Annotated in this window: 24 protein-coding genes, 1 tRNA gene and 1 pseudogene; 5 read left to right on the forward strand and 21 right to left on the reverse strand. The window is 70.5% G+C overall.

Annotation, left to right across the window (positions count from 1 at the left end; translation table 11 throughout):
- Window positions 1–46: 46 nt before the first annotated feature.
- Window positions 47–2,545: an MFS transporter gene (locus ACIA8X_RS04410; RefSeq protein WP_399457736.1), complete on the reverse strand. Its 2,499-nt coding sequence runs from the start codon at window positions 2,543–2,545 to the stop codon at window positions 47–49.
- Window positions 2,546–2,599: 54 nt separating this feature from the next.
- Window positions 2,600–3,049 (reverse strand): MarR family winged helix-turn-helix transcriptional regulator, encoded by a 450-nt coding sequence (locus ACIA8X_RS04415; RefSeq protein WP_393456021.1) that lies wholly within the window; start codon window positions 3,047–3,049, stop codon window positions 2,600–2,602.
- A gap of 206 nt (window positions 3,050–3,255) precedes the next feature.
- On the opposite strand from ACIA8X_RS04415, the gene ACIA8X_RS04420 reads away from it, so the two are divergent.
- On the forward strand, window positions 3,256–3,453 hold the full coding sequence (locus tag ACIA8X_RS04420; protein WP_393456024.1) for a hypothetical protein: 198 nt from the start codon (window positions 3,256–3,258) through the stop codon (window positions 3,451–3,453).
- Between the two features lie 33 nt (window positions 3,454–3,486).
- Here the strand turns inward: ACIA8X_RS04420 and ACIA8X_RS04425 are convergent, their stop codons facing one another.
- The 7 genes from ACIA8X_RS04425 to ACIA8X_RS04455 all read right to left on the reverse strand — a co-directional run bounded on the left by ACIA8X_RS04425 (window position 3,487) and on the right by ACIA8X_RS04455 (window position 9,323).
- Window positions 3,487–4,260, reverse strand: coding sequence for a hypothetical protein (locus tag ACIA8X_RS04425; RefSeq protein ID WP_399457737.1), 774 nt, complete (start codon window positions 4,258–4,260; stop codon window positions 3,487–3,489).
- A 49-nt stretch (window positions 4,261–4,309) separates the two neighbouring features.
- Window positions 4,310–5,230 (reverse strand): RNA polymerase sigma factor SigF, encoded by a 921-nt coding sequence (locus tag ACIA8X_RS04430; RefSeq protein ID WP_393456030.1) that lies wholly within the window; start codon window positions 5,228–5,230, stop codon window positions 4,310–4,312.
- Between the two features lie 269 nt (window positions 5,231–5,499).
- Window positions 5,500–6,384 (reverse strand): RNA polymerase sigma factor SigF, encoded by an 885-nt coding sequence (locus ACIA8X_RS04435; protein WP_393456033.1) that lies wholly within the window; start codon window positions 6,382–6,384, stop codon window positions 5,500–5,502.
- A gap of 146 nt (window positions 6,385–6,530) precedes the next feature.
- Entirely contained in the window at window positions 6,531–6,824 is a 294-nt protein-coding gene (locus tag ACIA8X_RS04440; protein WP_393456036.1) for a Dabb family protein, read from the reverse strand.
- A 47-nt stretch (window positions 6,825–6,871) separates the two neighbouring features.
- Complete coding sequence (locus tag ACIA8X_RS04445) at window positions 6,872–7,051, reverse strand: hypothetical protein (RefSeq protein ID WP_093911986.1); 180 nt, start codon at window positions 7,049–7,051, stop codon at window positions 6,872–6,874.
- Window positions 7,052–7,677: 626 nt separating this feature from the next.
- Complete coding sequence (locus ACIA8X_RS04450) at window positions 7,678–8,529, reverse strand: DUF2690 domain-containing protein (RefSeq protein WP_399457738.1); 852 nt, start codon at window positions 8,527–8,529, stop codon at window positions 7,678–7,680.
- Window positions 8,526–9,323 carry a peptidoglycan-binding protein gene (locus ACIA8X_RS04455; RefSeq protein WP_399457739.1) on the reverse strand — a complete coding sequence of 266 codons (798 nt, stop codon included), beginning with the start codon at window positions 9,321–9,323 and terminating at the stop codon, window positions 8,526–8,528. Before ACIA8X_RS04455 ends, ACIA8X_RS04450 begins: the two co-directional genes overlap by 4 nt.
- Window positions 9,324–9,646: 323 nt before the next feature.
- On the opposite strand from ACIA8X_RS04455, the gene ACIA8X_RS04460 reads away from it, so the two are divergent.
- Both ACIA8X_RS04460 and ACIA8X_RS04465 read left to right on the forward strand, forming a co-directional pair.
- On the forward strand, window positions 9,647–10,093 hold the full coding sequence (locus tag ACIA8X_RS04460) for a peptidoglycan-binding protein (protein ID WP_393456045.1): 447 nt from the start codon (window positions 9,647–9,649) through the stop codon (window positions 10,091–10,093).
- 158 nt (window positions 10,094–10,251) lie between these two features.
- Window positions 10,252–11,340 carry a peptidoglycan-binding protein gene (locus ACIA8X_RS04465; protein ID WP_399457740.1) on the forward strand — a complete coding sequence of 363 codons (1,089 nt, stop codon included), beginning with the start codon at window positions 10,252–10,254 and terminating at the stop codon, window positions 11,338–11,340.
- Between the two features lie 421 nt (window positions 11,341–11,761).
- Here the strand turns inward: ACIA8X_RS04465 and ACIA8X_RS04470 are convergent.
- The 4 genes from ACIA8X_RS04470 to ACIA8X_RS04485 form a co-directional block, all read right to left on the reverse strand.
- A tRNA-Ser gene (locus tag ACIA8X_RS04470) sits at window positions 11,762–11,846 on the reverse strand.
- 59 nt (window positions 11,847–11,905) lie between these two features.
- A complete protein-coding gene (tadA, locus tag ACIA8X_RS04475; protein WP_393456051.1) occupies window positions 11,906–12,337 on the reverse strand; it encodes a tRNA adenosine(34) deaminase TadA in 432 nt (143 codons plus the stop codon).
- Window positions 12,338–12,402: 65 nt separating this feature from the next.
- Entirely contained in the window at window positions 12,403–12,933 is a 531-nt protein-coding gene (locus ACIA8X_RS04480; protein ID WP_393456341.1) for a hypothetical protein, read from the reverse strand.
- A 320-nt stretch (window positions 12,934–13,253) separates the two neighbouring features.
- A complete protein-coding gene (locus ACIA8X_RS04485; protein ID WP_393456054.1) occupies window positions 13,254–13,475 on the reverse strand; it encodes a hypothetical protein in 222 nt (73 codons plus the stop codon).
- A 140-nt stretch (window positions 13,476–13,615) separates the two neighbouring features.
- Here ACIA8X_RS04485 and upp point away from each other — a divergent pair, with 140 nt between their 5' ends.
- A complete protein-coding gene (gene upp / locus ACIA8X_RS04490; RefSeq protein WP_393456057.1) occupies window positions 13,616–14,251 on the forward strand; it encodes a uracil phosphoribosyltransferase in 636 nt (211 codons plus the stop codon).
- Window positions 14,252–14,301: 50 nt separating this feature from the next.
- Here the strand turns inward: upp and ACIA8X_RS04495 are convergent, their stop codons facing one another.
- Window positions 14,302–14,952: a LytR C-terminal domain-containing protein gene (locus tag ACIA8X_RS04495; protein ID WP_399457741.1), complete on the reverse strand. Its 651-nt coding sequence runs from the start codon at window positions 14,950–14,952 to the stop codon at window positions 14,302–14,304.
- A 173-nt stretch (window positions 14,953–15,125) separates the two neighbouring features.
- A complete protein-coding gene (locus ACIA8X_RS04500; protein ID WP_003999914.1) occupies window positions 15,126–15,422 on the reverse strand; it encodes a type II toxin-antitoxin system VapB family antitoxin in 297 nt (98 codons plus the stop codon).
- 271 nt (window positions 15,423–15,693) lie between these two features.
- Between ACIA8X_RS04500 and ACIA8X_RS04505 the strand changes: the two genes are divergently transcribed.
- Window positions 15,694–17,400, forward strand: a complete 1,707-nt coding sequence (locus ACIA8X_RS04505) for a helicase HerA-like domain-containing protein (protein ID WP_399457742.1) — start codon at window positions 15,694–15,696, stop codon at window positions 17,398–17,400.
- 92 nt (window positions 17,401–17,492) lie between these two features.
- Here ACIA8X_RS04505 and ACIA8X_RS04510 read toward each other — a convergent pair.
- The 6 genes and pseudogenes from ACIA8X_RS04510 to ACIA8X_RS04535 all read right to left on the reverse strand — a co-directional run.
- Window positions 17,493–17,648 (reverse strand): annotated as a pseudogene (locus ACIA8X_RS04510) (mobile element transfer protein); the annotation flags it as partial.
- Between the two features lie 70 nt (window positions 17,649–17,718).
- Window positions 17,719–17,844 (reverse strand): hypothetical protein, encoded by a 126-nt coding sequence (locus ACIA8X_RS04515; protein WP_393456063.1) that lies wholly within the window; start codon window positions 17,842–17,844, stop codon window positions 17,719–17,721.
- Between the two features lie 47 nt (window positions 17,845–17,891).
- Window positions 17,892–18,221 carry a hypothetical protein gene (locus ACIA8X_RS04520; RefSeq protein ID WP_393456066.1) on the reverse strand — a complete coding sequence of 110 codons (330 nt, stop codon included), beginning with the start codon at window positions 18,219–18,221 and terminating at the stop codon, window positions 17,892–17,894.
- A gap of 98 nt (window positions 18,222–18,319) precedes the next feature.
- Window positions 18,320–18,991 carry an HdeD family acid-resistance protein gene (locus tag ACIA8X_RS04525; RefSeq protein ID WP_399457743.1) on the reverse strand — a complete coding sequence of 224 codons (672 nt, stop codon included), beginning with the start codon at window positions 18,989–18,991 and terminating at the stop codon, window positions 18,320–18,322.
- A gap of 702 nt (window positions 18,992–19,693) precedes the next feature.
- Window positions 19,694–20,287 (reverse strand): HhH-GPD-type base excision DNA repair protein, encoded by a 594-nt coding sequence (locus ACIA8X_RS04530; RefSeq protein WP_399457744.1) that lies wholly within the window; start codon window positions 20,285–20,287, stop codon window positions 19,694–19,696.
- Between the two features lie 45 nt (window positions 20,288–20,332).
- Complete coding sequence (locus ACIA8X_RS04535; protein ID WP_399457771.1) at window positions 20,333–21,052, reverse strand: siderophore-interacting protein; 720 nt, start codon at window positions 21,050–21,052, stop codon at window positions 20,333–20,335.
- Between the last annotated feature and the right edge of the window lie 59 nt (window positions 21,053–21,111).

Consider the following 21,111-nt stretch of genomic DNA (forward strand, 5'->3'; position numbering starts at 1 on the left):
CCGCCTCCGCTCAGAGCGCGCCGCCTCACCACGGGCCGGGGCCCAACTACTCGCCGGGATGGGCGAGTTCGATGTCGTGGCCCTCGGCGCCGCGGCCGGTGACCGTCAGGGCCGTCGCCACCGGCGGGTAGCCCGTCGCGATGACCGTGTACTCGCCGCCGTCCAGGTCGGTGAAGGCGTACGCCCCGTCCGAGCCGGTCGTCGCGGTGCCGACCACGTTGCCCGCCGCGTCGACCAAGGTGACGCGCGCGTCGGCCAGCGGCCCGTGCGGCGCCCGTACGACGCCCTGGACCTGGGCGCCGGCGTCGAGGTCGACCTCGATCCGGGTCACCCCGGTGCCGCCGATCTCGACGGGCAGGGCGCGCGGCCGGAACCCGGCGGCGTTCACCGCGACGGTCACGGCACCCGGCACCAGCTCGGCGAAGCCGAACTCGCCCTGTTCACCGGTGGCGGAGGTGGCCAGCAGGTCACCGCGCACGTCGGTGACGATCACCATCGCGTCCTTCACCGGCAGCGCGCTCCCCGCGGCCCGCACCACACCGCTCAGGCCGCTCGTGCCGCTGAGCAGGATGTCGTACGCCACCGGCTCGTCGCCGTTCACGACGATCGTGGACGCCTGCGGCTGGAAGCCGTCGGCGGAGGCGATCAGGACGTACGATCCCGCGCCCGGCGCGTCGACCCCGTACGAACCGTCGGCCTGCGCCACCGACCGGCCGAGCTGCCGCCCGGCGAGGGAGATCAGCGTGACGGCTGCCTGCGGCACGGGCGCGCTCTCGGCGCCCCGGACGAAGCCGCGGACGGGTACGCCGCCACCGGCCGACTCGTCGGCGCGGGTCGCCGTGGCGACGGCCGCGAGCCTCTGGGTGCCTTCGGGAGCGGCTTCCGTCTCCGACGTGACCGCCCAGCTCGGGATCCGCTCCTGCGCGACGGCCGGCGCGGAAACCTCGGAGGCCTCCGGGGTCTCCGGCTCGGCGGCCTGCGCCAGGGCGCCCTTCGTCTTCAACGGGACCTCCTTGATGAACAGGGCGAACAGGAGGGCGAGGAAGGCGATCGGGGCGGCGTAGAGGAAGACGTCCGCCACGCCGTGGCCGTACGCGCTCTCGATGACCGTGCGCACCGGGCCGGGCAGCGCGTCGAGGTCGGGGATCTCGCCGTGGCCGGACGAACCCTGCACGCCGAGCTTGGTCAGGCCCTCCTCGGCGTAGTGGGTGATGCGGTGGCTGAGGACCGCGCCCAGGGCCGAGACGCCCATGGCGCCGCCGAGGGAGCGGAAGAAGTTCACGACCGAGCTGGCGACGCCCAGGTCGCTCGGAGCCACCTGGTTCTGCGTGGCGAGGACCAGGTTCTGCATCATCATGCCGACGCCGAGGCCGAGGAGGGCCATGAAGATCGCCACGTGCCAGTACTCGGTGTCGTAGCGGATCGTGCCGAGGAGTCCGAGGCCCGCGGTCACCAGGACACCGCCGGCCAGCAGCCAGGCCTTCCAGCGTCCGGTGCGGGTGATGACCTGGCCGGAGACGGTCGACGAGACGAACAGGCCGACGATCATCGGGATGGTCAGGACGCCGGACATGGTCGGCGACTCGCCCCGGGCCAGCTGGAAGTACTGGCTGAAGAAGATCGTGCCCGCGAACATCGCGATGCCGACGAAGAGCGAGGCCAGCGAGGCGAGTGTGATGGTGCGGTTGCGGAACAGGCGCAGCGGGATGATCGGCTCGCTCGCCTTGGACTCCACGAAGATGAAGATCAGCAGGAGCGCCAGCGCGCCGCCCGTCATCGCGCCCGTCTGCCAGGACTTCCAGTCGTACTTGTCACCGGCGAAGGTCACCCAGACCAGCAGCAGGCAGACCGCGGCGGTGATGAAGAAGGCGCCCGCCCAGTCGACCTTGACCTTCCGCTTGACGACCGGGAGGTGCAGGGTGCGCTGCAGCACGATGAGCGCGATCACGGCGAAGGGCACGCCCACGTAGAAGCACCAGCGCCAGCCGAGCCAGTCGGTGTCGGTGATGACGCCGCCGATCAGCGGGCCGCCGACCATCGCGGTGGCGAAGGTGGCACCGAGGTAGCCGTTGTAGCGGCCGCGCTCGCGCGGGGAGATCATCGCGGCCAGGATGATCTGGGCCAGGGAGGACAGACCGCCCATGCCTATGCCCTGCACCGCGCGGAACGTGATGAGCATGGCCGGGTTCTGCGAGAGACCGGCCAGCGCTGAGCCGGCCACGAAGATCACGAGGGCCAGCTGGATGAGCAGCTTCTTGGAGAAGAGGTCGGCGAGCTTGCCCCACAGGGGTGTGGACGCGGTCATCGCCAGCAGCGACGCGGTGACCACCCAGGTGTAGGCGCTCTGGCCGCCGCCGAGGTCCTTGATGATGTCGGGCAGGGCGTTGGAGACGATCGTCGACGACAGGATCGCGACGAACATGCCGAGCAGCAGCCCGGTCAGCGCTTCCATGATCTGCCGGTGCGACATCGGGGCGCCGTCGGCGGACGGGCCTCCGGCGTGCTTGGCGTGGGCCCGCACACCGGCTGGTGTGGTCGTTGCCATGGGCTTCCTTCTCTTACTGGCTCTCTGGCGCTGTGGCTCGGGGGCTCGGGGCTGTTACTGGGTGATCGCGGGTGTTCGGCAGTCGTCGAAGCTGGCCCTCAGCCGGGCCATGAGCCGGGTGAGCTGGGCGACCTCGTCGTCGGTCCAGTCGCTCAGCCGTTCGGCGAGCAGGTGCGTGGTCCGCCGGGACATGTCCCGCACCCGGTCCTCACCGGCTGCGGTGAGGCGCAGGATGCGGCTCCGCTTGTCCGCGGGGTCGGGGGAGCGCTCGATCCAGCCGCGCTCGGCGACGTGGGCGACATGGCGGCTGGTGACCGACATGTCCACGGCGAGCAGCTCGGCGAGCTTGCTCATGCGCATCTCTCCATGGCGGGCCAGCAACGTCAGTACGGCGCCGGAGCCGGCGGGGCAGTCGGACGGCAGCGTGCGTCCTATCTCCCGCTTCACGGCGCCGAAGGCGCTGAACTGGCGGACCAGCTCCTCGTACTGCGCCTGCTCGGCCATCACACCTCCCGTGTTTGTTGCTTTGGGCAACCATAGAAGCATTTGGTTGCTACAGGCAACAAATAGAGGGGTCTGCGCCGCAAAAACTTGGCAAAGGCAAGTATTGCGACCGTAAATGTGCAGGTGGGGTGGGTCCTGTGACCCCCTGTGCAGGCACGCGGCCCCACACTTGGGCCGAACGGGCGGATTCGCTAGGGTCTCAGGCCATGGCTAACACCCAGGGCCCCCAGGGCAACCACGACCCCGCCGGCAGCACCCAGATGTTCCGCGCGTTCGTCGACGAGACCCCGCAGGGCGGTCGACAGCAGGCCTCCTCCGGCGGCGGACCGCGCATCGGCCTGATCCTCGGCGTCGTCGTCGCCGTGGCGGTCGTCGCGGCCGTGGCCTGGCTGGCGTTCAAGTAGGCCGTACGGTCACTGCTTCCGCCCGGCGTCCGGTCACTGCTCCCAGCGGACGTCCCGGACCTCGACGTCCCGCGTCTCGATGTGCATGCCCAGCGGCACGCGCCAGGCGTCGACGCACACCGTCCAGGTCTTCTCCTTGCGCGCGCCGGCCCCGATCGGCGCCGGGAGCTTCTCCGTCGACTCCACCGTCGCCCAGTCGATGCCGAGCGCGCCGATGATGTGGGTGCCGAAGGTGACGGTGCCCGAACGTACGGCGGTGCCGCCCGAGTTGCGGAGGTCGAGAGTCACCTCTTCGCACCAGCGCTTGTCGGTGGGCTCCCGTTCGGGGTCGCTCACGGTGAGCTCGGCGGGCGTCGAGGGTGTCGAGGGTGTCGCGGCCGCCGGGGGTGCGGGTGAACCGCTGGGCGGGCCGGCCGAGTCGGCCGGTGGGCCCGCGGGTTCGGGGGTGTCGCTCGGGAGTTGGGCCGGCCTCTCCGTTCCTTCAGGTGAGGGCGGTTCCTGACTCCCCTCCCGCCCAGGGGAGTTGCTCGAAGCCCGACCGGAGCCACCGACGTCACCGGTGCCGCCGCCGCCCGCGCCGCGCGCCGGTCCGTCGAGCGGCACCAGCGTCACCTCACCCGTCGGCCGGACCGCCGTACCGGAGACCCTCGGCGGACCACCCGCCGCGCCCGTCGCGACGTACCCCTCGCCGCTCCCGCCGCCTCCGCACGCGGCCAGTGCCGTGCCCAGACAGACGACGGCCGCCGACGCGCCGATCAGGGCGCACCGACGGCCATGTGTCCATGTCGTCCACGGTGAGCGAAGCATCGGGCCATGGTGGCTGACGCTCCGTCAAATATGAAGGGGACGGAAGGGATCAGTCGGAGATGAGGCCTTCGCGCAGCTGCGCCAGGGTCCGGGTGAGCAGCCGGGAGACGTGCATCTGGGAGATGCCGACCTCCTCGCCGATCTGCGACTGGGTCATGTTGGCGAAGAAGCGCAGCATGATGATCCGCCGCTCGCGGGGCGGCAGTTTGGCCAGCAGCGGCTTGAGGGACTCGCGGTACTCGACGCCCTCGAGGGCGGTGTCCTCGTAGCCGAGGCGGTCGGCCAGGGAGCCCTCGCCGCCGTCGTCCTCCGGGGCCGGGGAGTCCAGCGAGGAGGCCGTGTACGCGTTGCCGACCGCGAGGCCGTCGACGACGTCCTCCTCGGACACGCCCAGCACGGTGGCGAGTTCGGTGACCGTCGGGGAGCGGTCCAGCTTCTGGGACAGCTCGTCACTGGCCTTGGTGAGGGCCAGTCGCAGCTCCTGGAGCCGGCGCGGCACGCGCACCGACCACGAGGTGTCGCGGAAGAACCGCTTGATCTCGCCGACCACCGTCGGCATCGCGAACGTCGGGAACTCCACGCCCCGTTCGCAGTCGAAGCGGTCGATCGCCTTGATCAGGCCGATGGTGCCGACCTGGACGATGTCCTCCATCGGCTCGTTGCGGGAGCGGAAGCGGGCAGCCGCGTAACGCACCAGCGGGAGGTTGAGCTCGATCAGGGTGTCGCGGACGTAAGCGCGCTCGGGGCTGTTCTCGTCCAGCGCGGCGAGCCGCAGGAACAGGGAGCGGGACAGGGTGCGGGTGTCGATGTTCCCCGAAGCCGGCACGGCCGGGACGTCGGCGGCCGGGAGGGCCGGGGCGTCAGCGGCCGCCAGGGCCGTCACATCATCGATGGGGCCGAGCGCGGCGTCGGGCACTGACTCGCTCTTTGTGAGCGTGAGCACCTTCGAGCTGCCCTGATCTGCGGACATGCCACCCCCTCTGGGTCGCGGGACGGTCGTGGCGAACGCTCCGGATCGAGGAACGCCAGCCTTCACCTGAATACCGGAGCCGAAGCCACGGCAAACGCGCTTCCCGAAGAATGTCACATGTCGGCAACACGCTGTAGAGACATGTCGACATGTGAGACTTGAATCCGCCCTGGATAAAGGGGGTCTGACGGTTTTTCACCGCAGAATCGTCGGGATCCGCCCTGGTGAGCGATTCGCTCGTGACGGTGATCGGTCGATCCTGTTTGCGGTTACGCCTCGATCCGGTTCGCCGAACGCAGTCGCTGGAAGCTACGCGCGAGTAGCCTCGAAACGTGCATCTGGGATACCCCGAGTTCCGCACTGATTTGCGATTGGGTGAGGTTGCTGTAGTAGCGCAGGAGAAGGATTCTCTGTTCGCGTTCGGGGAGTTGCACCAGCAGGTGCCGGACGAGATCGCGGTGCTCCACGCCGTCCAGGGCCGGGTCCTCGTAGCCGAGCCGGTCCAGCAGTCCGGGCAGTCCGTCGCCCTCCTGCGCGGCCTCCAGGGACGTGGCGTGGTACGACCGCCCGGCCTCGATGCAGGACAGCACCTCGTCCTCGGTGATGCGCAGTCGCTCGGCGATCTCGGCGGTCGTGGGGGTGCGTCCGAAGGTGGTGGTCAGGTCCTCGGTCGCGCTGTTGACCTGGACCCACAGCTCATGCAGCCGGCGCGGTACGTGGACCGTGCGGACGTTGTCGCGGAAGTACCGCTTGATCTCGCCGACGACGGTCGGCATCGCGAACGTCGGGAACTGCACGCCCCGGTCCGGGTCGAAGCGGTCGATGGCGTTGATGAGCCCGATGGTGCCGACCTGGATCACGTCCTCCATGGGCTCGTTGCGGGAGCGGAAGCGGGCGGCCGCATAGCGCACGAGCGGGAGGTTCGCCTCGATGAGCGCCCCGCGCACGCGGTTGTGCTCCGGCGTGCCCGGCTGCAATCCCTTGAGTTCGCCGAAGAGCACCTGGGTCAGCGCCCGGGTGTCGGCACCGCGACTGCGGGGTGGAGCGGCCGCGGGAGTCTCCTCCTGGCTGGGGGTTTGCGGGCTCGGCGCTTGAGGGCTCGGGGCTTGAGGCGCAGTACTGGCCGGCACGGTCAACTCCACCTCGTGATCCATCAACTCATCGGTCAAAAGCGGTCATAGCATCACAAGACAGTTCATTGTGTTCAAGTACCGCATAATCCCGTGTTGGGGATGGATCGGTGCGCAAGACACGCGAAAGCCCCCCGCCGTTACGGCGGAGGGCTCCGGGGTACCGCGCCTCAGTATTCGTAGTCCGCGATCACCCAGGTGGCGAACTCCCGCCACAGGGTGACGCCCGCCTGGTGCTCGGGGTGCTCCACGTACGTCCGCAGAGCGGCCGTGTCCTCGAAGGCGGAGTTGATGGCGAAGTCGTAGGCGATGGGGCGGTCGCTGATGTTCCAGCCGAGCTCCCAGTGCCGGAGTTCGGGGATCCTGCCCTCCAGCGAGCGGAAGGCCTCGACGCCCTCCACGACCCGCGGGTCGTCGCGCTCGACGCCCTCGTTGAGCTTGAAGAGGACCAGGTGGCGGATCATGGGTACTCCCTGGGTCAGGCCTGGGCCGTGATCCAAAACGGCAGGGCCTAGCTGTCACCGCCGTTGGCGATCCACGTCATGAAGTCGCCGATGGCCTTGGCGGCGTCCGATATGCCCTCGAACCCTATCTGCACGTAGTCGGCGGCCTTGGCCGGGTCCGTGATGATCAGATAGAGCACGAAGACCACGAGTACATAGACGGCGACCTTCTTCGAATTCACCGCCATCGCGGCCTCCCCTGTGGCTGCTGCCGAATGAGCCGAAAGAGCCAAAAGGGCCCTGTGTTACCGGCGGTGAGTGTAACCTTCGCGCCTCTCCTGAGATCAACAGCACGAAGGGCCCCGTCTGTCGACGGGGCCCTTCTTAAGCGGTGGTGGAGGGATTTGAACCCACTTACGTGGCCCGTCTCACCTGCGGTTTTTCCAGCGGGCACATGCGGGGCGGGGAAAGCTCGTGATCGCAGTCGCACAAACAGCGAAGCGGTCGACGTCGGGATGACGGCGGGCGGCTCGGGCACCTGGGGGGCCCGGGTCGGCGACAGACCGCCCACGGCCAGAGCCGCGGCCGGCAGCGCGCCGCCGGACGCCAGAGCGGCCCGCCTGCGGCGCAGGCGCTGCTCACCGCGCGCCCGGATCCGCTCTGCGACAAGCGGCGCCGCGTGTCGCCGACCCGACTCGGCGAGGTCGGCCAGGTACATCCGCCGCTCGACCGTCCACGTCAGCACGTCCACGATGCAGATCTCTCCCGCGCAGAAGCTACGCGGCAAGCCGAGGCCCGCACCCGGGAAGCGCAGAAGACGCCCCTGATGGACGATCACGTGCTGCCGATCTCCGCTCCGACCAACACGAGCACCTCATCGAGACGGCACGCCAGCCCCGCCCACGCGGGCCTCGAAGCACTCCCGTTCGCCGTCCGCCGACGCGGGCCGGAAGCAGGCCCGGACGGTGCTGCCGGGACGGACTTCGGTCATCTCGGTATAGATGAAGGTCGCCGCGTCGTCCTTGTTCCTGATGTGCACGCCGTGGGTCGGGCCGCCTGCCGTGACGTCCAACCGGTCGCCGATCTCGGTCGCCCAGGTCCGGGCCCAGCTCGCACCGCACTTCTTGCTGTGGCGCAGCTCGACGTGGGCGCCGGTGGCCGTGCGGTACGAGGCGAGGGTGACGGGGCCGATGCCGCAGATCAGGCGCATCGGATCCCGGCCCTCGCAGGCGGCTCCGTGACATTCGGGAGCGAAGGAGAACGGGACGGAGGCCGGCAGCGGTCCGTCTTCCTGAGCCTCCGAGTCAGGCAGCAGGAAGAACAGCAGGGCCGCAGCACCACCGACGATCACGGTGTACGTCGACGCCAGCACCACCAGGAGCCTGCCCCTGCGGAGTCGCCGCCACCCGGTCCCGGCGGGCGGTGACTCCTGAGGATGTGGCCGCGGCGACTCGTCCGCGGGAGGGTCGGGCGCGGGGGCCACCGCGCGTCCGCTCCAGTGTGACTCGGCGATCTCCCACAGGGCCAGCAGCCGCCCGTCAGGTTCGTTCGCCAGCCGGCACAGTTCCTGTACGGCCTGGCGAGGAGGCAGGCTCTTGCCGTTGAGGTAACGCTCCCACGAGGACTTGCTGTACGCCGTCCGCTCCGCCAGCGCCGCCAGGCTCAGCCCCGCACCGGCCCGCAGCTCCCGCAGCGCCGCGGCCAGCCGGGTGTGTTCCGCGGTCACTTCGCATCCGCCGACCGCAGGGCCTGCCAGGTGGGCGGGTCGATGACTCCGTTCACGATCAGCCCGTTCTGCTTCTGCATGCGCTCGACCGCTCGCCGGGTCTTCGGGCCGAAGACGCCGTCGATGTCCCCTGGCGCGGTGCCCGCCCGGTGCAGCAGGCACTGCGCCTCGGCCACTTCGAGCCCCACCTGGGTGTTGGACAGGAGGATGTCCGTGGTCCGGCTCAGTCCCGCGTACCAGCGGCCGTCACGCTGCTTCAGCCGGCAGGTGTAGATGACCGGCACCAGGGACTCCGACACGGTGGCCGGGGCTGTCGCGACAGCATCGCCGCGGTCGTGCGCGAGCTGGGCACGGGCCTCGGTGAGCCGCACGGTCAGCAGCAGGGCCACGGAGACGGACAGCACCGTGACCAGGGCTCCCGCCGTGACCGCGGCGCGCAGGTGACGCCGGTACGGCTGCTGTTCCGTGGGGGGTTGTGCCGGTGTCGCGGAGAGGTTCTCCGGGGCGTCGGTGGTTACCACCCGTCCCTCCGCCCAGCGTTGGGCGGCGATCTCGTGCATCACCAGCAGCCGGGGCGGATCGTCACCGCCGACGCGGGCCATCGCCTCGACGGCCTCCCGGGGCGGCAGAGACCTGCCGTTCAGATATCGCTGCCACGACTTCGCGCTGTACCCGGTCTTCGCGGCCAGTTGACGGGTGCTCAGTTCGCTGTGGTCCTTCAGTCTGCGCAGTCGCACGATCAACTGGCGGACGTGTGGATGCAGTTCTGCGGGCAGTTCCTTCCAACGCGACACGCTGTCCCCCCACTCGCGTCAGGGACCGCGGGCCCGGCCCCGTGTCCCCGGGCTCATTCTGCATCAGCTGTCACGGGGATCACAGCGCGGTACCCCGCCCTGGTGCGACTCAGCCCTGGCGCCGAATCAGCCATCCCCTTCGTGGCAGTCCCTCCGCAGGGACTCGGCGGGCGGCATCTCAGCAGGTCAGCGCGCGGGACGTCCCGGGACGAGGTCACTTCTGCGTCAGCTGTGGCCGGGCGTGGTGCCGAACCCGCAGTCTCGTTGCGGAGCCGGCCGGTGCGGTCGGCTCCGACCAACGCACGTCAACGGAGGGGAACAGCATGCGAGCTCTCACCAAGGCACTCGTCAGTGTCACCACCGCCGTCGGGATCGCCGCCGGCGGCCTGGCCACCGCGGGCACAGCCATGGCGGCTCCCGCACCGGCCCAGCAGCAGGCGGCGAGCGCCAAGGCCGTCACGCCGCTCGCGGTGCAGAACCTGGGCCTGACCCGGGCGGAGGCCCGTAACGTCCAGCGCTGGCTGGCGACGCACTGGAACTACAACGACGCGATCGACGGGTACCTCGGCACCAACAGCTGGAAGGCGTTCCAGCGCTGCCTGGCGAAGTACTGGGACTACAACGACGCGATCGACGGAATCGTCGGCCCCAACACGATCAAGGCGCTGCAGCGCCTGCTGAAGGCCAACGGCTACTACAACGGCGCGATCGACGGCAGCGCCGGCGACGGGACCAGGTCGGCGTTCAAGACGTGGGCCAACAAGGTCTGACGGACCAGCCGTCCCACGAATTCACCGCGGCCCGTCCCCTCATGCAGGAAGGGACGGGCCGCGTGCGTCCCTCCGGTCCGCCCGGTGATCCGGACGAAACCGAGCCCTGGTCGGCCCGCTCGGCTCGGCGTGCCACAACAAAAGGAATACGGGGAATCATGTCTCTTCGCAGCCGACTCACGCGCCGCGCGCGGGTCACTCTCATAGGCGTCGCCGCCGGAGGTGTCGCGGCCGCAATCGCCGTCACACCGTCGCTCGCCGACACCGACTCCTCGGAGCTGGCGACGGTCGCCGCCCAGAAGGAGACCGGTTACGGGCCCGAGCCCGAGGCCGACAGCAAGCTCGTCACCCAGGTCAGCGAGCTGTCGACCATGGCGACGGCCACGCTCTCGCCCGACACGATGATCAACCGGGCCCGTACCTGGCTCACGGCCAACAACGGAGCCCCGGTCCCCTACAGCATGGAGCGCACTTGGAAGGACGGCTACCGCCAGGACTGCTCCGGCTATGTCTCCATGGCGCTCGGGCTGGGGCAGCCAGGCCTGAACACCGTCGGGCTGGCCGACTCGCGCGTCACCACGCGGCTCAGCAGCGTGAGTCAGCTCAAAAAGGGTGACCTGCTGATCGACTACAGCACCACTGACGGCGATTTCCGTCACGTAGTGATCTTCGAGAAGTGGGCCAACACGTCGCACAGCGCCTACTGGGCGTACGAACAGCGCGGTACGTACGGCACGACCCACCGGCAGCTCACGTACGGGATCGGCAGTGACAACTACGACCCCTTCCGCCCGGTCAAGCTGGGTGATGGCGGTGGCGGCGGGGAGCTCCCGTCCCCGGGTGTCTCCTGGCCGATCCTCCAGAGCGGTTCCGAGGGCGCGGACGTGCGGTCCGCCCAGCAGCTGCTGACCGCGCGGGGCTACACGCTCGAGGCCGACGGCATCTTCGGCCCGAACACCCGCTCGGCGGTGATCCAGTTCCAGAAGTCCCAGTCCCTGGCCGCTGACGGCGTCATCGGCCCGAACACTTGGTCAAAGCTGATCAAGACGGTGCAGTACGGCTCGTCCGGCCAGGCGGTGAGGGCAGCGCAGACGCAGCTGAACGTCTACGGCTACGGCCTCGCGGTCGACGGCGCGTTCGGCTCGGGGACGAAGTCGGCGGTGGTCGCCTTCCAGGAGAACCACCACTTGCAGGTCGACGGCGTCATCGGCCCGGAGACCTGGCGCGCCCTGCTCGGCACCCGCTGACGCGAGCGGTCCCGGCGGCCCGCCGACGGCTCCTTCCCACTGCGCCCGCAGTGGGAAGGAGCCGTCGCTGTACATCAGTGAAGCCGATGAAGGCGTGGCAGCGTCCCGAGGGCTACTGGCTGGGCACGCCACGCTCGTACGCCGACTCGCCGGGACATTCAGTCGTACTGCGCGATGGCCTGCGTCGGCGCCTGTTACGTGTTCCGGAAGATCGCCTTCACTACGGGCGTTCAGGCCGTCACTCAGCGGGGATTGCCTCGGAGGGACCGTAGAGGCGGATCCCTCAGTGGGAGGGCGTAACGCGCTTGGCGCGCGGGGCAGTTGTGCTCTCGACGTCTGCCGTGCGGCACGGTGGTGAGGTACGTGCCGCACGCAAAACACCCTCCTGACTGCGTTTCCGCAGGTCAGGAGGGTGTGAGAGCGGTAGCGGAGGGATTTGAACCCTCGGTGACTTGCGCCACACTCGCTTTCGAGGCGAGCTCCTTCGGCCGCTCGGACACGCTACCGAGGGAGACATTACAGCAAGGCGGGCCATGCTTTGAAATCGGTATTCGCCGAGCTCGGGTCACCGATCCCGGAAGAAGTCCGTGAGCAGACGGGCGCACTCCTCGGCGAGCACGCCCTCGATCACCTCGGGGCGATGGTTGAGCCGCCGGTCGCGTACGACGTCCCAGAGGGACCCCGCCGCGCCGGCCTTCTCGTCCCGGGCGCCGTAGACGACCCGGTCCACGCGGGACTGCACGATCGCGCCGGCGCACATGGTGCAGGGCTCCAGCGTGACGACGAGCGTGCAGCCGGACAGCCGCCACTCGCCGACCTCGGCCGCGGCCCTGCGGATCGCCAGCACTTCGGCGTGCGCGGTCGGATCGCCGGTCGCCTCGCGCTCGTTGTGCCCGACGCCGAGCACGGTCGTCCCGTCGGCGGACAACACGACGGCGCCGACGGGGACGTCCCCGCCCCGGACGGCCAGTTCGGCCTCGTCCAGGGCGAGCCGCATCGCGGCCCGCCAGCGGTCGCGTACGGGGTCGGGCGGCTCGGCCGCCGACCCCTGGTCGAACGAGGTCAGCGGACGGTCTCCAGCACCTCCGAGGCGCCCAGCGCCTCGGCGATCGCGCTCAGCGCGTCATCGGCGTCCAGGGCCTTCAGCTCCTTCTCGCCGACGCCGAGGTCGTCGAGGATCTCGCTGTCGCCGACGGGGCTGTGCGGGACCGCCTCGGCGCCGCCGCCCTCCTCGTCGTCGTCCGAGTCGCCGTCGGGCTCCTCGGTGCCGTCGAGGTCAAGGGAGTCCAGGTCGGCGCTGTCGTCGCCGGGCTCCCTGCCGAGCAGTTCGTCGGTGAGCAGGATCTCTCCGTAACTGCTGCGGGCAGCGGCGGCGGCGTCCGAGACGTAGATACGAGGGTCGTCCTCGCCGTCGATCCGGACGACACCGAACCAGGAGTCCTCCTGCTCGATGAGCACCAGCACCGTGTCGTCCTCAGGCGAGGCTTCACGGGCCAGTTCGGCCAGATCCGACAGGGTCTCCACATCGTCGAGCTCTGTGTCGCTCGCTTCCCACCCGTCTTCGGTGCGCGCGAGCAGTGCGGCGAAGTACACCGTGACTCTCCCACTGGTCATAGGCGTGCCGGTTGGGCTTCCCCCCGGCGGAGGTTGCGGGCGGGGAGGCTCGGGGTCCGAGCCCCACCCACTCGGAATCGTGGCAGAAACAAGGCGTTCAGGGGACGTCTTCGGCACCCTGTGTCCGGCAGTTTTGATCGCGTTGGCCCGAGGGGGCCCGCGAGCACGTCCGTGAAGGACTCACCAGCGCACTCGTTGCCGCCACCAGCGGATCGTACGCGGCTTTTCCAACAGCCCACGCACGCCCACCGCTCCAACGCCCCGGAGAGCCGCGGATCTTCCCCTGCGGCTCGCCCGCCCTACCAGCGGAACGTTCGCATGCGCATGGCGTGTCGCAGGCGGGCCGTCTTGGCGCGGCGCGGCTGGACGCGGTCCCGGAGTTCGCGGGCCTCGGCGAGTTCCCGCAGGAACTGGGCGCGGCGCCGACGGCGCGCGGCGTCGGTCTCTTCCCGCGTGTCCTGAGTGTTCCGCGTGTCCTGCGCGTCCTGCGTGGGGTCCGCTGGGGACTCACGATCGGGCATAGGCTCACCACCCCCGGTACGTGCCTCCCACTTTCCCTCCGACGGGTGGTTTGATGCCAGCGCAAGGGTGAAGCGATGGCCTTCGGCTTGCTGTGTGTGCGGGGGCGCCGGGCATACCCGGCCCGGTTACTGTTGTGGACATGCGTCTCCACGTCGTCGACCACCCCCTGGTCGCCCACAAGCTCACCACGCTGCGCGACCAGCGCACCGACTCCGCGACCTTCCGCCGCCTCGCCGACGAACTGGTCACCCTGCTCGCCTACGAGGCCACGCGGGACGTGCGCACCGAAGCGGTCGACATCACGACCCCGGTCACCGAAACCACCGGCGTCAAGCTCTCCTACCCGCGCCCCTTGGTGGTGCCGATCCTGCGGGCCGGCCTCGGCATGCTGGACGGCATGGTCCGGCTGCTGCCGACCGCCGAGGTGGGCTTCCTTGGCATGATCCGCAACGAGGAGACGCTCCAGGCCTCCACGTACGCCTCGCGCATGCCCGAGGACCTTTCCGGGCGTCAGGTGTACGTCCTGGACCCGATGCTGGCCACCGGCGGCACGCTGGTGGCGGCGATCCAGGAGCTGATCAAGCGCGGTGCGGACGATGTCACGGCCGTGGTGCTGCTCGCCGCGCCCGAGGGCGTCGAGCTGATGGAGCGCGAGCTGGCGGGAACGCCGGTGACGGTGGTGACGGCGGCGGTCGACGACCACCTCAACGAGCACGGGTACATCGTGCCGGGGCTGGGGGACGCGGGAGACCGGCTCTACGGCGCGGCCGAGTAACCGAGTAACCGTTCCGGCTCTTCAGGCGGTTCTGGAGCGGATACGACCGCTCAGCAGCTCTGCTCCGCGGCGGTGGACGTCGGCTCGGGCTCGGCCAGCGCGGCCAGTGCCTTGTCGGCGTCCGCCTTCTTCGTCAGCGCTTTGAAGCTGTTGCCGATGATCAGGTCGACGTCCTTGCCCTTGCGGGCGGCGTCGGTGCGGCGCTCGGCGCTGGTGAGCTGGGTGGCGAGGACGGGCAGCGAGCCGTTGATCGACTCGGCCGGGCCGAGCACTATCCCGGTGCCCTTGACCTTCTTGTCGAACTCCTTCGGCGCGTTGCCCACGTCGCCGATCTTGAAGCCGCGCTTCTTGAGCTCGTCCGCCGTCTGCTTGGCGAGCCCGCTGCGGGTGGTGGCGTTGAAGACGTTGACGGTGATGCCGCCCGGCTCGGGCAGCGGCCCCGTGGCGCTGGGCGAGGGGGTGCCCGAGGGGGTCACCTTGGTCTCGCAGTCGGCCTTCGCGCCGGCTGCCGAAGCCTTTCTGCCGTTGCCGGTGAAGACGTCGATGAGCTGCAGCGTTCCCCAGCCGATCATGCCGAGCGCGGCGACAGAGGCGACGGCGAGGACCACGAGCCTGCCGCGCCGGGGACGGCGCATCCGCGGGTACTTGTTCCCCCGGATCCGGTACTCGCCGCCCATGCCCGGGGGAGTCAGCATGCTCATGAGCGCAGCGTAGTGCGCCTGAGCGGCGATGCCTACCTGATGATCATTCGATACCGCTCAGTCCAACCCGAAAGGGCCAACAGATCGACCAGAACGACGCACGGGGGCGCCGCCCCGGGTGTCCGGGACCGTTGCGGCCCGTCCGTCCGTCCGCCAGCCTGTCCGTCCGCCCGTCAGTCCAGTTCCAGGACTCTCGCGTGCAGCACCTGGCGCTGCTGCAGCGCCGCGCGCACGGCGCGGTGGAGGCCGTCCTCCAGATACAGGTCGCCCTGCCACTTCACGACGTGCGCGAAGAGGTCGCCGTAGAACGTGGAGTCCTCGGCGAGCAGGGTTTCCAGATCGAGCTGACCCTTGGTCGTCACCAGCTGATCGAGGCGGACCGGGCGCGGCGCGACGTCCGCCCACTGCCGGGTGCTTTCCCGGCCGTGGTCGGGGTACGGCCGGCCGTTTCCGATGCGCTTGAAGATCACACGGAAAGCCTACCGGTCAAGACGTTCCGGGCGCAGCCATGACGGCGGAGTGCGACGCTGGAAAAGTCGGGACAAAGCAGGGTGAACCGGCGAGGTGTGAGGGAACCGTGGCCGGATCGGAAGCCGGAACGGGCCTGAACGGAAGCCGGGGCAGGCGGCCGGGGGCCCAACCGAACGGATACCGAACGCATGTTGGGCCGGATGGTGGAGGGCTGGTCCGATCGGGGGGTCGGAGGGGTGGGCCGACCGGTGGTGGGAGTGGAGGTCTGAGATGAGGGATCGAGAGAGCGCGGCCAAGGCCGGTTCCGGGACCGTGTCGCCGGGGGCTGCTCCGGGGGCGCGTGGCGAGGCGCGTGGCAGTGCTCCCGCCCTTGCGCGGGAGGCGCTGGAGATCGCGGCCGGGTACGCGTTCGGCGGGCCCGCCCTCGACCTGGGTGCGCTGCTCTGGGACGGGCGGTGTCTGCCCGACGCGCAGATCCGGATCCCGCTGGCCGTGCTGAACCGGCACGGCCTGGTCGCGGGCGCCACCGGCACCGGGAAGACCAAGACGCTCCAGCTGATCGCCGAGCAGCTGTCGGCGCAGGGCGTGCCGGTGTTCCTGGCGGACATCAAGGGCGACCTCTCGGGGATCGCGGCGCCGGGGCAGTCGAACGACAAGGTGCGGTCCCGGACCGCCGAGGTCCACCAGGAGTGGGCCGGGACCGGCTTTCCCGCCGAGTTCTACGCGCTCGGCGGCATCGGCCGCGGCATCCCCGTACGCGCCACGATCACCAGCTTCGGCCCCGTCCTGCTCTCCAAGGTCCTCCAGCTCAACCAGACCCAGGAGCAGTCCCTCGGCCTGATCTTCCACTACGCCGACACCAAGGGCCTGGAGCTGATCGACCTCAAGGACCTCAGGGCGGTGGTCGCCTTCCTGACCTCCGACGAGGGCCGGACGGAACTCAAGAACATCGGCGGGCTGTCCACCGCCACGGCCGGGGTGATCCTGCGGTCCCTCACCGCGTTCGAGGCGCAGGGCATGGCCGACTTCTTCGGGGAGCCGGAGTTCGACACGGGTGAGCTCCTGCGGACGGCGTCGGACGGGCGGGGCGTGGTCTCGGTCCTCGAACTGGCCGCCGTACAGGACAGGCCGCAGCTGTTCTCGACCTTCCTGATGTGGCTGCTCGCCGACCTCTTCCACGATCTGCCGGAGGTAGGAGACGCCGACAAGCCGAAGCTGCTGTTCTTCTTCGACGAGGCGCACCTGCTGTTCGACGACGCGTCCAAGGCGTTCCTGGACTCGATCACCCAGACCGTGCGGCTCATTCGCTCGAAAGGGGTCGGCGTCTTCTTCGTGACGCAGACCCCGAAGGACGTACCCGCCGACGTCCTGGGCCAGCTCGGCAACCGCGTCCAGCACGCGCTGCGCGCCTTCACCCCGGACGATCAGAAGGCGCTCAAGGCCACGGTGAAGACTTTCCCCAACTCGGCGTACGACCTGGAGGAACTCCTCACCGGCCTCGGCACCGGCGAGGCCGTGGTGACCGTCCTGAGCGAGAAGGGCGCGCCGACGCCGGTCGCGGCGACCCGGTTGCGGGCGCCCGAGTCGCTGATGGGGCCGATCGAGGCGGGCGCGCTGGAGCGGGCGGTGACGTCGTCCGGGCTGTACGGGCGGTATGCACAGGCTGTGGACAGAGAGTCGGCGTACGAACGGCTGCAGGCGTCCCGGGGCGCGAAGGGCCCCGACGAGATGCGCGCGGCGGCGACTGCCGGGGAGCGCGGGGCCGGGGCGCGCAGGGCTGAGCAGCGCAGGGCTGAGCAGCGCGGGGCAGAGCAGCGCGGGGCAGAGCAGCGCGGGGGCGAGCAGAAGGAGCAGCCCTCGGTCGTCGAGCAGGTCGTCGGGAGCGGCATGTTCAAGTCCCTGGCTCGGTCAATCGGTACGCAGATCGGGCGGGAGATCACACGGTCGGTCTTTGGGACGGCTCGGCGGAGGCGGTAGGTCGGTCTGCCGGGGGGGGCTCGGGGCGGGCGCTGGCAGGGGCGGGGGTGGGGCGGCCGTCTTCGGCGGTGGGTCTCCCCGGCCGTCCAGGTGCGGGCGGCCAGTTCGGCGGCGGCGCGGCTGTCGTAGGCGGCGGAGAAGCCGCAGCGCAGGGCGGGCGCTGGCCGAGGTGGCGGTCTTCGGCGGTGGGTCTTCCCGGTCCTCCAGGTGCCGGAGGCCTTCCGCGGCGGGATTTCGGGGCCGGCCACGTGCCGGAGGCCTCGGCGGCGCGGCGGAGGGGCCGGCTCCGGTGGGAGCCCGGCCTCCGCCGCGCCCGCGTCAGCCGCGCTCCCGCTTCTGCGGGGGCTGCTGCGGCTTGTCCTGCTTCAGCTGCGGTTTCGGGGCGTTGCGGACGGCCTCCGCGCGCAGCAGGGCGCGCAGGACTGCGTAGTGGTCGGTGGGCATGACTGTGCTCCTTGTGTCGTCCTGAGGGACCTCGTCGCGGGGGCCTGTCAGCAGCGCAGGACCACGGTGCGCAGGATGTGCGGGACGTACGGCGGTCGCGGCGGCGCGGGGTGGGAGAGGCGGGCCGGAACGCTGGGCGCCGGCTTCGGCGGGGGCGTGGAGCACGGCCGTACGGTGGTGCGCCGGTCGGTGCGGGCAGGTGGCCGCAGGACCGTGTCGAGGGCGTCGTGCTCGGCGGCGGCCTCACCGGAGACCCCGGCCGCCATGGCGGGCACGGCATGCGCCTGGGCGTGCGCGCCCGGTACCAGCAGGGCGAGCAGCAGCACGAGGACCCGCAGCCAGGTGCGGCTGCGCGGGAGAATGCTCGCGGTGCTCACGGGAGGTCATCTCCCCGGTGGCCGTACGGCGTTCATCGCGTCGGACGCGAGAACCGCCCGCTCGGCGTACCGATGCGCGTACCGATGCTCGCTGGATATCACAGCTCGTGCGGGACCTGCCGGGCCCGCCCCCGCATCCGGAGTCCGGTGACGATCTCGACGACGCCGACCGCCACCAGCCACCAGCCGCCCAGCAAGGTGAGCACGGTGACCGACTCGATCGGGGAGTCGATCAGCACGATCCCGCCGATGACGGTGACCACGCCGAGGAGGATCTGCCAGCCGCGGGCCGGCATGGACCGGTCGGAGGCGGCGGCCAGGGTCTGGGTGATGCCGCGGATGAGCCAGCCGATGCCGATCCACAGGGCGAGCAGCAGGATCGACTGCATCGGTCGGCGGAAGCAGAACAGGCCGAGCAGGACCGACACGGTGCCGCTGATGAACGCCAGCACCCGTAGCGAGGTCGTCTTGTGCGTGCCGAAGGCGGCGACCAGTTGGAATACGCCGCTGATCAGGAGGTAGAGGCCGAAGAGGACCCCGGACGCGAAGAGTGAGGCGCCCGGCCAGACCAGGATCAGGACCCCCAGGATCAGGGAGGCGACCCCGGTGAGCAGGACGACCTGCCAGGCGGCGCGGGAGAGGGCGTGCAGGGGGCCCTCGAAGGGCGGCTCGGGCTCGTGGGACGTCCCCGGCCCGGGTGGCCGCCCGGCATGCACCCGGCGGTCGTCGTAGTCCCGGCCCCCGGCAGGACCGGTCGGTACCTCGGTCATGCTCCATGCTGCGAACGCCCGCACGGGCTCCGCCATTCGGGAAGGGCCACTCGGCTGACGGCTGACGGCTGACGCGGGATCGCTGCCGCGTGCTTCGGCCGGGTGGGGTGGGTGGCGTGCGGAAGTCGGCGTGCGGAGGTCGGCGGGGGGAGGCCGGCGGGCGCGCGGGATTCGGGCAGGGCGGCGGCCGTGGGGCCACGGGGCCACGGGGCTCCAGGGAGGCAGGCTGTGGATCGGCAGGACGGGTAGCGAGTGCGGGTCAGTCGACCGCCCCCGGACGCGACCCCGTCCCGCGGGTGGAGTGAGCGCGGTCCGCCGCGCCTGGCGACGAGCTCCGTGGCGTCGGCCGCAGCAGGGCGTGCAGATGGTGAGGGCACGGAGGGTCGTCAGGTGTCAGATGAGCTGCGCGGTGACCCCGGCTTGAGCCGCAGCAGGGCGGGAGGTCCGCCGAGGATGTTCGTGCCGCCGGACGCCGTATGGGCCCTGGAGGCTACGCGTAGCGCTGGTCGCTGGCTGTGGTGCCGCAGGCAGTCCGTGGCGCGGCCGCCGTCCGTGGCGCCGGAGATCCCTCGCGGGCGCGATCGCATCCTGCGGTGCGGAGGTCGCTTCTGGCGCCGATCGCCATCTGCGGCGCCGGAGGTCACCCGTGGCCTGGTCCCTGGTCGCTGCCGACGAGCCGCAGTCCCCCCGCGGCCCCGCCCGCTACTTCCCAGCCCCCTTCGCCGCCTTCGCCGCCGCCTTCATCTCCTGCTTGTGGGCCCGTACCTTGGTCAGGGATTCCGGTCCGGTGATGTCGGCGACGGAGCGGTAGGACTTGGGTTCGCCGTAGGCGCCGGCGGCCTCTCGCCAGCCCGTGGGGGTCACGCCCAGTTGCTTGCCCAGGAGGGCGAGGAAGATCTGGGCCTTCTGCTTGCCGAATCCGGGCAGGCCCTCCAGGCGGCGCAGCAGTTCGCGGCCGTCGTCGACGCCCTTCCAGACGAGCTCGGCGTCACCGTCGTAGTGCTCGACGAGGTACTGGCACAGCTGCTGGATCCGCTTGGCCATCGACCCCGGGTAGCGGTGCACGGCCGGCTTCTCCGACAGCAGGGCCGAGAACGCCTCCGGGTCCTGGGCGGCGATGTCGTGCGCGTCCAGGTCCTCCGCGCCGAGCCGGTCCGCGATCGTACGGGGCCCCTTGAACGCCCACTCCATCGGAACCTGTTGGTCCAGCAGCATGCCGACCAGCGCGGCGAGCGGGCTGCGGCCGAGGAGTTCGTCGGCCTCGGGGTCCTGGGCGAGGTGAAGGGTGACGTCCATGCCCCCGATCATGCCCCCTCGCCTCATGCCCCGCAGCCGTACGGTTCAGGGGCGCCAGTACCCCAGCGCGTTCACCCGCTGCTTGGGAATGCCCAGCTCCTTGCGGACGTACGACGTCAGGGCCCGGGTCGTCGCCGTGTCGCAGGCGATCCAGACGTACGGGTCGGCGGTGCCCTTGAGGAGGTCGGGGAGGGCCTCCTTCACCTGGGCGACCAGGTGGGCCCCGGCGTCGCGCCTCGGCAGGGTGCGTATGTCGTGGCGGGCGCGCTCGGTGCGGAAGGGGAGGTCGCCCTGCTCGCCCTCGAACCAGACCGTCGCCGGCGCCGAGTCCAGGGCGGTGAGCAGGGAGTTGAGGGCGGGGAGCGAGGCCGGGTCGGCCACGGCGAAGACATGGGAGGGCGCGGGGTCGGGGTCGGTGAACCCCGTGCCGTGGATGGTCGCCTCGATCGTGTCGCCGGGCTTGGCCGCCCGCGCCCAGTCGCTGGCGCAGCCCTCGTGCAGGGCGAACTCCAGGCTGAAGGTGCCGGCCGCCGGGTCCGGGTCGACCAGGGTGTACGCCCGCTGGTGCGGCTTGCCCGCGTTGTCGAACCACAGGCGGACCCACATCGTGGGGTGGACGCCCGCCGCCGCGAGCAGGCCTCCGTCCTGAAGGTGGACGCGGCGATAGTGCGGAGTGACGTCCTCCGCGCCCGTCACCGTGAACACGAAGTCCTTCGCGCGCAGCAGCTTCAGGACCGCGCCCTCCCAGCCGTGCCCCTGCCCCATGGCTTCTTCACCCTTCAAGTACGATTCCTGCCCAGATTACTTAGGGAAGGCTAACCTAA

Origin of the sequence: Streptomyces sp. NPDC051738 (genome assembly GCF_044453205.1) — a bacterium.
Classification (GTDB): Bacteria; Actinomycetota; Actinomycetes; order Streptomycetales; family Streptomycetaceae; genus Streptomyces.